Raw genomic sequence first — 13251 nt, 5'->3', positions numbered from 1 at the left:
CGTCGCCTCCTACCGGTCACCGGCACTTCCGTCCTCGGCTCGGAACCGGTCGATCCTGATCAGGACATCCCGGCGGAAACAGAAGCGCACGACGTGGTCTTGCAGTTCGCTCGACCATTGCTGGGCGTACGTGCATGTGTCGGCGGGCGGCCGGGGCGACTCCACGGACCGGGCGGCCAACCGCGCCACAGCGTCGTCGGACCCGACGATGTCGGTCACCTGTGCACGCGTCATGCCGATGGCCACCTCCGTGATGCCCGGTTGCCGCACCGTGTTCCGGTAGTCCGAGGAATACCAGGGCAGGGCGTCGCATGCCACGGCGACCAGTGCCGCGACGGCCACCAGACCGATGCCGAGCACGGCGGACGTTCCCCGGCCCGCCCAGCGACCGAAGAGCGCCAGCGGTTCGGCGGTGTCGGGGGAGGGAACACCGGCTCCGGCCCCTGCCCCGGCTTCGGCGACCGATCTGTCCGGCTCGGCCCGCCGGAGAACGGGTCGGGTCCCTTCCACCATCCGCAGGGGCAGCTCGGCTGCCAGCCGGAAGCCGCCGTCCCCCGTGCGGCCGGCGACGAAGCTGCCTCCCAGCAGGGTCACCCGCTCCTGTACGCCGACCAGCCCCATACCGGCCCCGGCCGGCGGGCTACTGTCCGGCGCCGCCACGGGGCCGCGTTCGTCGGAGATTTCCACGCGCACGTGATCGGGCGCGCGCTCGACCACGACCGAGACGGTCGAGCCGGGCGCGTGACGGTGCACGTTGGTCAACCCCTCACGGACCACGCGGTGGACGGCCCGCCGCACCGGCAGGGCGACGTCCCGCAGATCCGCCCCCTGCCACGTGAGGCCGATCTCCACGCCCGCGGACCGGGACTGCTCGACCAGCCTCGCGATGTCGGGGCGCAGGCCGGTCTCCTGGGCCGGTTGCAGTGCCGCCGCGTCCACGGAGTCGGCCGATCGCAGGATGCCGAGAGCCGTGCGCAGTTCGTGCATGGCGGTCTGGGCGGTGCCGCGGATCAGCTGGGCCGCACCGCCGTCCGGAGCCTGTGTCCCGCTGGTCGCCGCCATCTCCATGGCTCCCGCGTAGAGGGAGATCAGACTCAGTCGGTGGCCCAGCTGGTCGTGCATCTCCTGGGCTATGCGGGACCGTTCCTGAAGACGTGCCGTCGACTGCGCCAGGCGGTAGTTCTCCTCAAGGAAATGCGCGCGCTCCCGCAGCGTGCGGACCACGTGGTCGGCCGCGGCGAGCAGGGCCCGCACTCCGGCGGGCAGTCCCAGGCAGACCAGCGCCGTGACCAGGTGAAGGCTCGTCACCACGGACTTCGGCATGTCGCTGGAGGACAGCGCGATCGCGTAGCCGGTCACGGCGGCCACACCCAGCACCGCGAACCGCCGCCGCGGGGGCCGGTAACGCCCGCTGACCGTGTAGGCCGTCACCGTCACGGCGATGCCCGACGCGGGCAGCCAGCCGAACAGCGCGGCCGCGGCGACCACCGCGACGGCTGGCGCCCACAGCCGCAGGAGGGTGACGAGGACCGTGCCGGCCACGAAGGCCCACGTCCAGCGTGACTCGGTCATGAAGTGGACCGGTGACCAGAGATAGACGACCTGACCGACGGACACCCAGGTGAACGCGGCGACGATGCCGAGCAGCCCGGCCTCCCGTGCGACACGCCAGGTGGCCCGAGCCCCCCGGAACGGCTCCGCCCGATCCCCTCGCATGCCCTGAAGCACGGCTTCCTCTCGCGTCGCGTTCATTCCGCGCCCGAGGCGCCCGCACAGGGACGAGCGGTCTGCCGGAGCCACACGGCTCCGGCAGACCGCTCGGTACCAGGGAGGTGTCACCTGCCGCGGTACGCGTTGTGGACGGACACCGTCGACTTGTTGCCCTTCCGGTCCGTGATCTCGGCACGGAGGGCGATTCCCCTGCCCCGCTCCGGGTTCTTCACGGAGACCTTGCCGCCTCGGACCGTAAGCTTCCGCCACGTCCTGCCGTCGTCGTACGAGGCGTAGACGGACAGCGACCGGAGGTTACGGCCGGCGGCGGGGCCCTCGACCTTGACCGGTACCGACTGGGTCCGGCCGGCCGGAGCCGTGCTGTCGAGGCCGAGTGCGGGCTGGAAGCGCACCGAGGAGAGCGGCATCACCGCGAACTCGCCGATCTTCTTCGAACGGAAGGTCCAGCTCGCGTCGATACGGGTCGACACGGCGCTGATCCCGGTGCTTCGCGTGAAGGACGCGGTCAGCCTGTACCGGGCGTCCGCGGCCGGGAGTTGGTACTGGCGGGTGGCCTCCATCGGATCATCCGTGTCGACGATCCTTGTGCCGTCGCGGTCGAGCGTCGTCCTGACGGACGAGTACTCCGAGGTGCCCGCGTGCCCCCCGGCGTCGGTGTACATCGGCAGGTAGAGCGCCATGAGATTGCCGTTCCTGAGGACGCCGGTGTCGCGGATGGCCAGGCTCGGCGCCATGACTCCGGTGCCGAACGTCTCCTGACGCGTCTCGCCGGACCTGTAGGTCCGCGGCAGGTCCTGGAGGAACACGACCTCGTCCGCCCCTCTGGCGCCCCCGTACTGGCGGGAGTCGACGTACCACCCGGGATCGCCGAGCGTCGACAGATGGAGCGTGCGCCTGGCCGGAAGACTGTACGGCTTCGGCCAGATCGCGCCGAAGTTCACCCCGACCGACGGCAGGACGGCGGATGCCAGGGCCATACCCGTCTTGCCCGGGGCCGCGGCCCCGATGCCGACCTTCACGGTGGCGAACTGGCGGGCTGTGAAGTGCTTGGTGTAGCCCGTCGCGATCTTCTGCACCGGGCCGCCGGACACCGTGTGGTACTCGGTGGCGGCTCCCTTCTCCCAGCTGCCGTTCCACTGCTGCCACAGGCCCTGGGGGATCCGCTCTCCCATGTGCGCGGTGCGCAGTCCCTTGAAGGACTGGCCCAGGAAGCCCACCCAGACCTCGATGCCACTGTTCTGCAGCCGGAAGTACGAGGCGGCGCCCGCCGGCTTGGCGGCGGCGTCCGGGACCGTCACGTCGGCGGCCTTGGCGGTGCGGGCGTCGATCGTGACCGTCGTGTCCCTGGTGATGTCCAGCTTCGGCCGGACGAGCCAGGCGCCGCCCTTCCCGAGGTCCTGGGGGTCGTCGTAGATCCTGTTGTCGAGCAGGTAGGTGCCCTTGGCCAGGCGGAGCCTGGCGGTGCCGGAGGCGTCCGGCACCGCGTCGCCCTCGCTGCCGGCCCCGAGACCTCTCATGCCGAGCGCACTGCTCTCCACGGCGGTCCCGGTCGCGGGTCTGCCGTCCCGCCCGATGTACTTCAGCGTCACGTCGTACGACTCGACCTCCCGGTCGACGCCGAGGGCCGCCCGCACGGTCTGGCCACCGCCCGTGGCCGTCACGTACGCGGAGTAGCCGCCGTCCTCGGTGCCGCCCAGCCGGGTGTCGACGGTCACGTCGACGGAGGCCCTGCCGCCCGCCGGAACCGTGACGGTCGTGGCGGCGAGCCCGAAGAATCCGGCCGGAGCCGGACGCCTCTCCGGGTCGAGACCCTTCACCGCGAGCTTCAGGGTGACGTCCGTCTTCCCGAGATTGCGGTACGTCAGCTGCCGGGTGACCGGTGTGTCGTCGCCGTGCGGCCACGCCTGCAGGCCGAAGTCCACCGAGGCTTCCGCGATGACGGACTGCTCGATGGCCTTGTCGACCTGGATGCGGCCCGTGCCCTGCTGGAACGGTGAGTACCCGGTGTCCTTGGCGGAACCGGTGAGGGCGCCCTTCAGCTCCGCGTACTTCCAGTCCGGGTGGGCCTGCTTCAGGATGGCCGCCGCGCCCGCGACGTGCGGGGTCGCCATCGACGTACCCGAAATGGTCATGTAGCCCGGCGGGTTCTGGCCGACCTCCCTGGCGATGACGCTGCCCGGGGCCGCGGCGGCGGTGATGTCCACACCGGGCGCGGTCACGTCGGGCTTGACGGCGCCGTCGCCGTCGCGCGGGCCGGTGCTGGAGAAGTCGGCCAGTTCGTCGTTGTCGTCGACCGCGCCGACGGTGAGCGCGGCGTCCGCGCTGCCGGGCGAGCCGACCGTGCCGGCCCCCGGTCCCGAGTTGCCCGCCCCGACGGCGAACAGGATGCCCTTCTCGGCCGACAGCTTGTCGACCGCGGCCTCCAAGGGGTCGATCCCGGGAGTGTCCGGACCGCTGAGGCTGAGGTTCACCACGTCCGCGCCCTGCGCGGCGGCCCATTCCATCCCGGCGATGATGCCGGAGTCACTGCCGGAGCCGTCGTCCCCGAGGACCTTGCCGCTGAGGATCTTCGCACCCGGCGCGACGCCCTTGTACCTGCCGTGCGACTTGGCGCCGGTACCGGCCACGATGGACGCGACATGCGTGCCGTGCCCGTCACGGTCCTTGACGCTCCCGGAGCCGGAGAAGTCCTTCTGGGCGACGACCTGGGTCCTGAGGTCCGGGTGGTCGGCGTCGACGCCGGTGTCCAGCACCGCGACCTTCACCCCCTTGCCGTCGTACCCCTCGGCCCACGCCGTGGGCGCGCCGATCTGGGGGACGCTCTTGTCCAGGCTCGCCTCGCGGACCCCGTCCAGCCAGACATGGGAGATGCCGCCGGCGGTGCGGATGCCGACGCGCCCTGCGTCGGTGAGCGTGTTCCACAGCTTCGTGGCGTCCTGCCGGGGGATGGTGACCGCGTCCGCGTTGAGCACCTTCAGCGAGCGGTGCTCCTGGGCGCCGCCCTCGGACCGGACTTCCGCCTTCATGGCGGAGGCTCGTCCCCGGTATCCGATGATGACACCCAGGGTGTTCGCCCGGCCCTTCAGGCGGGCCGCGTCCGCCAGCGCACCGACGTCGAAGAGCCGCTCGTCGAGCCTGCCGTCGGATATCAGAGGCTGCGCGTCCGCGGGGACGACCAGAGTGCGGCCGCTCAGCCTGAGCACCCGGACGGGGACCTTCTCGCGTCCCTCGGCCATCTCCACACCGCTGACGCGGCCGCCCGCACCGACGACGACACGATCGCCGGTGAGCAGGGTGACGGTGCGCGTGGAGGCGGCCCGACCGGCCGCGTCGTTGAGCGCCACCGAGCTCTTCAGGGCGGTGTCCGGCCCGTTCACCGCGCCGGCGGACGCCGGGCCGCTCATACCTGCCGCCAAGGCCACCGCGGTCGCCGCGGCGACAACGGCTCCGTACCTTCTTGGTACTTGCCCAACCGGGTCCGGGCCCCCGGAGTGGAGGCCGAGAGCCGGGCGTCTGAGGCGCATCCGAGCACCCTTCTGTAGGAACGTGGCGGCGATCGACTTCCTGGCGTGCGATCGCCCGATCCGAAGCAGCATGGGCGGTCGAGGGCGCACTGAACCTCTACCGAAAGGCCTCTTCGTCTCTGCCGATCGGTAGAGACGGCTCGGCGGGACGCACAGGGCGCGTAGCTCGTCGGCTGCGTCAGGAGTACGGCGACTCGACAAGAACACGGCTCCAGGCCCAGGTTGGCGCAGCCGTGAGAACCATCGACGTTCGGACCGACGCCCAGTTGGGCCGAAGAACCGCCGCTCCATCACCCATGACGACGTGGGTGGCTCCACCAGACGACCCGAGTCCATCACCTGTACGCGATGGTTCCGAAGATCGCACGGGTTGAACAACATGCTCAGGGATCAGGTAGAAGTCGCCGGGTGGTTGGTCCCCAGGCTGACGGTCCCGGGCGGTACGACGGCGTTGTCGGCGAGACCGGCGGGACCGCCTGTGGCCCGACGAGGATGTCGCGGGCTCTTACCCGCGCGACTGACCGTCCAGGAGCCTCCGCGGGCCAGCATGCCCCGCAGCCATTCCCCCGTTATGTTTTCCGCGGTCCTGCAAGAGGGCCGCTGGCCTCCGGGCCCGGAAGGTGCCGTCGGAGACGGCTATGAGAGGGCCGGCCACTGCCCGGTCCGGCGCAATGCCGGACAGCTCTCGGGCGGCAGGTCTGCATGACGTGGATGCGCGCGCACGACATCACCGCCAAGGCTGGCATGTTCAACTTCCCTGGAGGCGCTGGATGTTCGACACCGAAGACGTGGGCGTGTTCCTCGGCCTCGACGTCGGCAAGACCGCTCACCGCGGCCATGGGCTCACCCCGTCCGGGACGAAGGTCCTCGACAAGCAGCTGCCCAACAGCGAGCCCAGGCTGCGGGCCGTCTTCGACAAGCTGACCATCAAGTTCGGCGCCCTCCCGCCCACCGTGGCCCGGGACGTGGGCTGCAAGGCCGCCTACCTGCCCGGCGTGGCCATGCGTCAGATCGCCGACCTGTATCCGGGCGAGGCCAAGACCCATGCGAAGGACGCCGCGGTGATCCCAGACGCGGCCCGCACGATGCCGCACACCCTGCGCTCGTTGGAACTGACCGACGAGATCACCGCCGAGCTGACTGCGCTGGTGGGCTTCGACCAGGACCTCGCGGCCGAGGCCACCCGCACCTCCCACCGGATACGCGGCCTGCTCACCGAGTTCCCCCCTCGTTGGAGCGCGTCCGCGGCCCCCGCCTGAACCACCCGGCCGTGACCTGGCTGGTGGAACGCTACGGTTCCCCGGCCGCACTGCTGAAAGCCGGCCGCCGCAGACTCGTATCGCGGAACTGGAAGCCGAGTCGGCCATACACCGCCGTGCTGCCGAACCGATGGGGAAGGTTGCCTCTTCAAAAGGCGGTTCGAAGCCATCCGCGTCGTGGCCGGTGCGGGGCATGTCGTGGAGCGGGCCTTCCGGGTGCTACACGTCGCGGAATCCGGATACTACGCCTGGCGTGACCGCACGGCGTCGGCCCGCGCAGTGCCGCACGCCTGGCTGACCGAAGCCCACATCGGCATCCGTGCCGCTTCCCGCGGCACCCAAGGCTTCCGCCGCGTGCACGCCGAACCCGCCCTCGCGTTATACATTCACGTCCACCATGGCGCGGTGGAACTTCTGATGCAGCGGGCCGGCCGGCACGGCCTGCCCGCCCCCGTCGGTCGCCGACCTGGTGATTGGCGACTTCACCCGGTACGCCCGGCGCCAGCTGGGGGGGGCACCGGCATCACCCAACACCCCACGTTCGAGGCCGAAATGTACTGCACCGTCGCCCCGAACACCTGTTCACGCCAGGTGGTCGGCTGGTCCATCGACTCCTCGCCCAGCGCTGGCCTGGTAACGAATGCGCTGAGCAGGGCCAGGGCCATCAGTTGGAGGTGGGGAAGTTGAAGCCGGCGGTGAGCTGCTGCTTGGGTTCGGGCCAGCGGGTGGTGATGACCTTGGGGCGGGTGTAGAAGCGGATGCCCTCGGGGCCGTGGATCGGCGAGTCGCCGATGAGGGAGTCCTTCCAGCCGCCGAAGGAGTAGTACGACATCGGCACGGGCACGGGGACGTTGATGCCGATCATGCCGACCTTGATCCTGCGCTGGAAGGTGCGGGCGGATTCGCCGGAGGCGGTGAACAGGGCGGTGCCGTTGCCGTAGGGGTTGGCGTTGATGACCTCGATGGCCTCGCCGAGGGTGTCGACACGCAGGATCGCCAGGACCGGGCCGAACAGTTCCTCCTGGTAGGCGTCCATCTCGGTGGTGACGTGGTCGAGGAGGGAGGGGCCGGTGAAGAAGCCGTTCTCGTGTCCTTCGACCTTCAGGCCGCGGCCGTCGACGACGACGGTGGCGCCCTGGGTCTGGGCGGTGGTGACGGCGTTCTCGACGCGTACCTGCGCGGCCTTGGTGACCAGGGGGCCCATCTCGGTGCCGGGGGCGTCGCCGGGGCCGACCTTCACCTCGTTCGCCTTGCGCGTGAGGATCTCGACCAGTGAGTCGGCGGCGTCGCCGACCGCGACGGCGACCGAGACGGCCATGCAGCGTTCGCCGGCGGAGCCGTAGGCGCCGGCGGTGAGGTGGTTGGCGGCGAATTCGAGGTCGGCGTCGGGGAGGACGACGGCGTGGTTCTTGGCGCCGCCGAGGGCCTGGACGCGCTTGCCGTGGGCGGTGGCCTGCTCGTGGACGTACTTGGCGATGGGGGTGGAGCCGACGAAGGAAACGGCTTCGATGCCGGGGTGGGTGAGGAGCGCGTCGACCGCGTCCTTGCCGCCGTGGACGACGTTGAAGACGCCGTCGGGCAGGCCCGCCTTCCGGTAGAGGCCGGCGACGAAGTTCGCGGCGGAGGGGTCGCGCTCGGACGGCTTGAGGATGAACGTGTTGCCGGTGGCGATGGCGACGGGGTGCATCCACAGGGGGACCATGGCCGGGAAGTTGAAGGGCGTGATGCCCGCGACCACGCCGAGCGGCTGGCGGAAGTTGTGGACGTCGACGCCGCGGGAGACCTGGTCGGAGAAGGAGCCCTTGAGGACGTCGCCGAGACCGCAGACGTACTCGACGACCTCGCGGCCGCGGGTGATCTCGCCGCGGGCGTCGTCGACGGTCTTGCCGTGCTCGGCCGAGATGATCCGGGCGAGTTCTTCCTCGTGGTCGACCAGCAGCTGGCGGAAGGCGAACGTGACCTGGGTGCGCTGGGAGAGGGAGGAGTCCTGCCAGGTATCGAAGGCGGCGGAGGCCGCGGCGACCGCCGCGTCGACCTCGGGGGCGCCGCCGAGGGCGACGCGGGCCTGCTCGGCGCCGGTGGCGGGGTTGAAGACGGGGGCGGTGGTCTCGGTGCTGACCTCGGCGCCGTTGATCCAGTGCGGGATGGTGTTCACAGCGGGGGTTCCTTACAGGTAGTGGCGCTGGGTCTGCTTGTGGGCGGTGTAGGTGTCGTAGGCGGCCCGGGTGGTGTCGAGGGCGGAGACCTCGCTGACGGGGACGTCCCACCAGGCGTGGCCCGGCGGGTTGGGGCCGTAGAGGTCGGTCTCGACGTGGACGACGGTGGTGCGGGTGGCGGCCTTCGCCTTGTCCATCGCGGAGCGGAACTCCTCGACGGTGGTGGCGTGCAGGACGTCCGCGCCCAGGGAGGAGGCGTTGGCGGCGAGGTCGACGGGGAGGACGTCGCCGTCGAGCCGGCCCGAATCGCCGTTGCGGTAGCGGTACTTGGTGCCGAACCGCTGGGAGCCGAGGGATTCGGAGAGGGCGCCGATGGAGGCGAAGCCGTGGTTCTGGACCAGGACGATGATGACCTTCAGGCCTTCGGAGACCATGGTGACGATCTCCTGGGCCATCATCAGGTACGAGCCGTCGCCGACCAGCACGACGACCTCACGCGACGGGTCTGCCATCTTGGCCCCGACGCCGGCGGCGACCTCGTAGCCCATGCAGGAGTAGGCGTACTCCACGTGGTAGGCCTTCGGGTCGCGGGCCCGCCACAGCTGCTGGAGGTCTCCGGGCATGGACCCGGCCGCGTTGATGACCACCGCGCGGTCGTCCAGGACGTCGTTGAGGGCGCCGAGGATCTCGGTCTGGGCCGGGAGCGGGCCGTGGCCGACGGTGAAGCAGGCGTCCTCGATCTCCCGTGTGCGGGCGATCAGTTCACGGGTGCGGCGCCGGTAGGACTCCTCCACCTCCCAGCCGTCCAGGGCTCCGGCGAGGGCCTGGATGCCCAAGCGGGCGTCGGCGACCAGCGGCTCGGCGGAGTGCTTGACGGCGTCCAGGCGGGCCACGTTGAGGTTGACGAACGTGACGTCCGGGTTGCCGAAGACGGTGTGGCTGGCGGTGGTGAAGTCGGAGTACCGGGTGCCGATGCCCAGCACCACGTCCGCGTCCTTCGCGAGCTCGTTGGCCGCGAACGAACCGGTCGAGCCGATGCCGCCGACCGCGTAGGGGTGGTCCCACGGCACCGCACCCTTGCCGGCATGGGTGTCGGCGACCGGGATGCCGGTGGCCTCGGCGAAGGCCCGCAGCATGGTCTCGGCACCGGAGTACACCGCGCCGCCACCGGCCACGATCAGCGGCTTCCTGGCGTTCCGCAGCAGCCGGGTGGCTCGCTCGACGGCGGCCGGTTCCGGCACCGGGCGGCCGACGTGCCAGACCCGGCGGCGGAAGAAGGAGACCGGCCAGTCGTAGGCCTCGGCCTGCACGTCCTGGGGCAGGGCGAGAGTGACGGCGCCGGTCTCGACCGGGTCGGTCAGCACCCGCATCGCCGCCAGCGCGGCCGGGATCAGCTGCTCGGGCCGGGAGACGCGGTCGAAGTACTTCGACACCGCGCGGAAGGCGTCGTTGACGGTGACGTCGCCGCCCCGAGTGTCCTCCAGCTGCTGGAGGACGGGGTCGGCGGCGCGGGTGGCGAACATGTCCGAGGGAAGCAGGAGGACGGGCAGGCGGTTCGTGGTCGCCAGCGCCGCACCCGTGATCATGTTCGTGGAGCCCGGACCGGTCGACGCCGTGCAGGCGAAGGTCGCGAGCCGGTCGCGCATCTTCGCGTAGGCGACGGAGGCGTGGACCATGCCCTGTTCGTTGCGCGCCAGGTAGTAGGGGAGATCGGCCTCCCGAGTGACCGCGGCCTGCAGCAGCGCCTGCCCGATGCCGGCGACGTTGCCGTGCCCGAAGATCCCCCACACACCGGGGATCAGGCGCTGCTCCTGGCCGTCCCGCTCGCTGTACTGGTTGGCGAGAAAGCGGACCAGGGCCTGGGCGGTGGTCAGTCGTACGGTTTTCATCGGTCCTCTCCGAAGGGCAGCCGGTCGTCGACGTCCTGGGCGTCCCAGGTCGCGCGCACCCACCCGTGGGCCGGGTCGTCGCAGATCAGCCAGGCCCGGTCCTGGCCGGGGCCCGCCATGACGTTGAGGTAGTAGAGGTCGTAGCCGGGCGCGGCGATCGACGGGCCGTGCCAGCCGTGCGGGATCAGCACGGTGTCGCCAGAGCGTACCTCGGCGAGCACGTCGATCGGGCGGTCCGGGGTGCCGTGGACCCGCTGGTAGCCGAAGCCCCCCTCGCCGCCCGCGACCTGGAAGTAGTAGATCTCCTCCAGCTCGGATTCGACCCCCGGCCGCGCTTCGTCGTGCTTGTGCGGCGGGTAGGAGGACCAGTTGCCGCCCGGCGTGAGCACCTCGCACACCAGCAGCTGTTCGGCGTCGAAGGCGCCGGGCAGGCAGTAGTTGTTGACCTGCCGCGAGCAGGCCCCGGCGCCGCGCAGTTCGACGGGGACGTCCTCCTTGCGCCCGTACCGAGCGGAATGACCTCCCTGCTCGGTACGGGCGGAGGGCAGCGCGAACCTCCCGCCGGCCGCGCTGCTGATGAGGGCCGCCGACTCGCGGGGGAGGTGGACGAAGTCGGTGACCGAGGCGAACACGCCTGTCCTGCCTTCGAGTTCGAAGGCCTGGCCGTCCGTGGCGACGGTGCACGAGCCCGTCAGCGGCAGGACCAGGAACTCGGAGTCCTCGGTGGACAGGGCGTGCGTTTCGCCCGGCCCCAGGGTCAGGATCCTGAGGCCGGAGTATCCCCAGCCCGCCGACTCCGGCGTGACCAGGAGGTCGTAGGGGCCGTCGGCCGACGTGCCCTTGGGCAGGTGGTACCTGTCGCCGCTCACAGCAGGCTCACCGCCTTGTCGACGGCGCCGGCGACATCGCCGCCCGCGGGGTACAGGAGCGAGCGGCCGACGACCAGCCCCTGCGCGGTCGGCTGCTTCAGCGCCCGGCCCCAGGAGGCGAACGCGGCCTCCGGGTCGGTGACCTCGCCGCCCAGCAACAGGGCGGGCAGCGTGGAGGAGGCCAGCACGCGCTCCATGTCGGCCACGACCGGCAGCTTCAGCCAGGTGTAGGCGGTACGGCGGCCCAGCCCCGAGGCGATCGTGATCGACTTGATGACGGCCTCCGGGGAGAGGTCGTTTCGGATCCTCCCGTCCCGCCACTCGGACATGAACGGCTCGACCATCGCGATGAGCCGGCGGTCGTTGAGCTCGTCGACGGCGTGGGCGGACGCCTCCAGCACCGACGGCGTCGCCGGATCGGACAGCGCGATCCGGGTGAGCATCTTGCCGCCGTCGAAGCCCATCGCCGCGATGGTGGCGGCGTCGTAGCCGGTGAAGCGGTCGTCGATCTCGAAGACGCTGCCCGCGAGTCCGGCCCGGTTCATCGAGCCGAAGACGGACTTGCCGTCCAGCACGCCGAGCAGCAGCAGGTCCTCCAGGATGTCGGCGGTGCCCAACACCCCGGTCACGCCCGGCCGTTCCAGTGCGACGCACAGGCGGTCGAGGAGTTCGAAGCGGTCGGCCATGGCGGTCGGGTCGCCGCCTACACCGTTCGCGCCGCGGGCCGGATGGTCGGCGGCGATGATCATCGCCTTGCCGTGGTCGCCCCGCAGTGAGGTTGCCGGGACCCGCCGGGCGGCGGCGGCCGCGATGGCGCCGGGGTCGTTCACCCGGGCCTCCACAATGCGGCTCAGCTTCTCAGACGGCACGGGTCACCTCACGCATCTTGGCTTCGACCTCGTCCTGGGTCGGCATGGCGTCGGAACAGGAGAGCCGGCCGGCGACGATGGCGCCGGCGGCGTTGGCGTATGACACCGTGCGATGGGTGTCCCAGCCGGACAGCAGTCCGTGGCACAGCGCCCCGCCGAAGGCGTCGCCGGCGCCGAGGCCGTTGACGACGTCGACCGGGACGGGCGCGATCTCGGTGGCCGTACCGTCGCGGTCCACGGCCAGCACGCCCTTCGGGCCCTGCTTCACCACGGCCAGCTCCACACCGGCGGCCAGCAGTGCCTTCGCGGCGGCGTACGGCTCGCGCTCGCCGGTGGCGACCTCGCACTCGTCGACGTTGCCGACCGCGACCGTGGTGTGGCGCAGGGCCTGGGCGTAGTACGTCCGTGCTTCGGCAGGGTCGGCCCAGAACATCGGCCGCCAGTCCAGATCGAACACCGTCGTGCCGGCCTTGGCGCGGTGCTGGAGAGCGGCCAGCGTCGCCGAACGGCTGGGTTCCTCGCTCAGCCCGGTCCCGGTGATCCAGAAGACGGCCGCGTCCCGCACCGCGTCCAAGTCCAGCTCATTGGGCTGAAGGTCCAGGTCGGGGGCCTTGGGAAGGCGGTAGAAGTACAGCGGGAAGTCGTCGGGCGGGAAGATCTCGCAGAACGTCACCGGGGTAGGCGCGATGTCCGACGTACCGACGAAGCGGCTGTCGACGCCATAGCCGTCCAGCGCGGTGCGCACGAAATCCCCGAACGGGTCCCGGCCGGTCTTCGTGATCACGGCCGCCGTACGGCCGTACCGCGCCGCGGCCACCGCGACGTTCGTCGGGCTGCCGCCCAGGTACTTGCCGAACGAGGTGACCTCGGCCAGCCCGACACCGGTCTGGAGCGGATACACGTCCACTCCCACCCGGCCCATGGTCAGCACTTCGAACGGCATTGCTGGTTCCC

The 13251-nt window shown here is 71.0% G+C and carries 7 protein-coding genes and 1 pseudogene; 1 reads left to right on the top strand and 7 read right to left on the bottom strand.

All coding sequences use genetic code 11. From position 1 onward, the window contains the following. Positions 1–9: 9 nt before the first annotated feature. Together ACIQVL_RS50185 and ACIQVL_RS50180 are read right to left on the bottom strand one after the other, a co-directional pair. Positions 10–1716 (bottom strand): sensor histidine kinase, encoded by a 1707-nt coding sequence (locus ACIQVL_RS50185; protein WP_403479111.1) that lies wholly within the window; start codon positions 1714–1716, stop codon positions 10–12. 119 nt (positions 1717–1835) lie between these two features. After that, a complete protein-coding gene (locus ACIQVL_RS50180; protein ID WP_403479110.1) occupies positions 1836–5135 on the bottom strand; it encodes a S8 family peptidase in 3300 nt (1099 codons plus the stop codon). Positions 5136–6025: 890 nt separating this feature from the next. Between ACIQVL_RS50180 and ACIQVL_RS50175 the strand changes: the two are divergent. Beyond that, positions 6026–6594: pseudogene (locus tag ACIQVL_RS50175) on the top strand (IS110 family transposase); the annotation flags it as partial. A gap of 584 nt (positions 6595–7178) precedes the next feature. On the opposite strand, the gene ACIQVL_RS50170 reads toward ACIQVL_RS50175, so the two are convergent. From ACIQVL_RS50170 to iolC, 5 genes are read right to left on the bottom strand one after another with little or no spacing between them, the layout of a single operon-like run. Continuing rightward, entirely contained in the window at positions 7179–8669 is a 1491-nt protein-coding gene (locus tag ACIQVL_RS50170) for a CoA-acylating methylmalonate-semialdehyde dehydrogenase (protein WP_403479109.1), read from the bottom strand. A gap of 12 nt (positions 8670–8681) precedes the next feature. Beyond that, positions 8682–10559, bottom strand: coding sequence for a 3D-(3,5/4)-trihydroxycyclohexane-1,2-dione acylhydrolase (decyclizing) (iolD, locus tag ACIQVL_RS50165; protein WP_403479108.1), 1878 nt, complete (start codon positions 10557–10559; stop codon positions 8682–8684). Then, positions 10556–11428 (bottom strand): 5-deoxy-glucuronate isomerase, encoded by an 873-nt coding sequence (gene iolB, locus ACIQVL_RS50160; protein ID WP_403479107.1) that lies wholly within the window; start codon positions 11426–11428, stop codon positions 10556–10558. The genes iolD and iolB overlap by 4 nt, the downstream gene beginning before the upstream one ends. Beyond that, positions 11425–12297 (bottom strand): aldolase, encoded by an 873-nt coding sequence (locus ACIQVL_RS50155; RefSeq protein WP_355728191.1) that lies wholly within the window; start codon positions 12295–12297, stop codon positions 11425–11427. The genes iolB and ACIQVL_RS50155 overlap by 4 nt, the downstream gene beginning before the upstream one ends. After that, entirely contained in the window at positions 12287–13240 is a 954-nt protein-coding gene (iolC, locus tag ACIQVL_RS50150) for a 5-dehydro-2-deoxygluconokinase (protein WP_403479106.1), read from the bottom strand. Before iolC ends, ACIQVL_RS50155 begins: the two co-directional genes overlap by 11 nt. Positions 13241–13251 lie beyond the last annotated feature (11 nt).

Origin of the sequence: Streptomyces sp. NPDC090499 (assembly GCF_044769305.1) — a bacterium.
In the GTDB taxonomy this organism is placed as follows: Bacteria; Actinomycetota; Actinomycetes; order Streptomycetales; family Streptomycetaceae; genus Streptomyces.
Note: the sequence above shows the minus strand (reverse complement) of the source record. Positions and strands in the feature narration are given on the sequence as shown.

Bases quoted from the DNA above. Each gene is read 5' to 3' on its own strand.
- ACIQVL_RS50180 (WP_403479110.1), bottom strand. From the start codon at position 5,135: ATGAGCGGCCCGGCGTCCGCCGGCGCGGTGAACGGGCCGGACACCGCC.
- iolD (WP_403479108.1), bottom strand. From the start codon at position 10,559: ATGAAAACCGTACGACTGACCACCGCCCAGGCCCTGGTCCGCTTTCTC.
- ACIQVL_RS50185 (WP_403479111.1), bottom strand. From the start codon at position 1,716: ATGCGAGGGGATCGGGCGGAGCCGTTCCGGGGGGCTCGGGCCACCTGG.
- iolC (WP_403479106.1), bottom strand. From the start codon at position 13,240: ATGCCGTTCGAAGTGCTGACCATGGGCCGGGTGGGAGTGGACGTGTAT.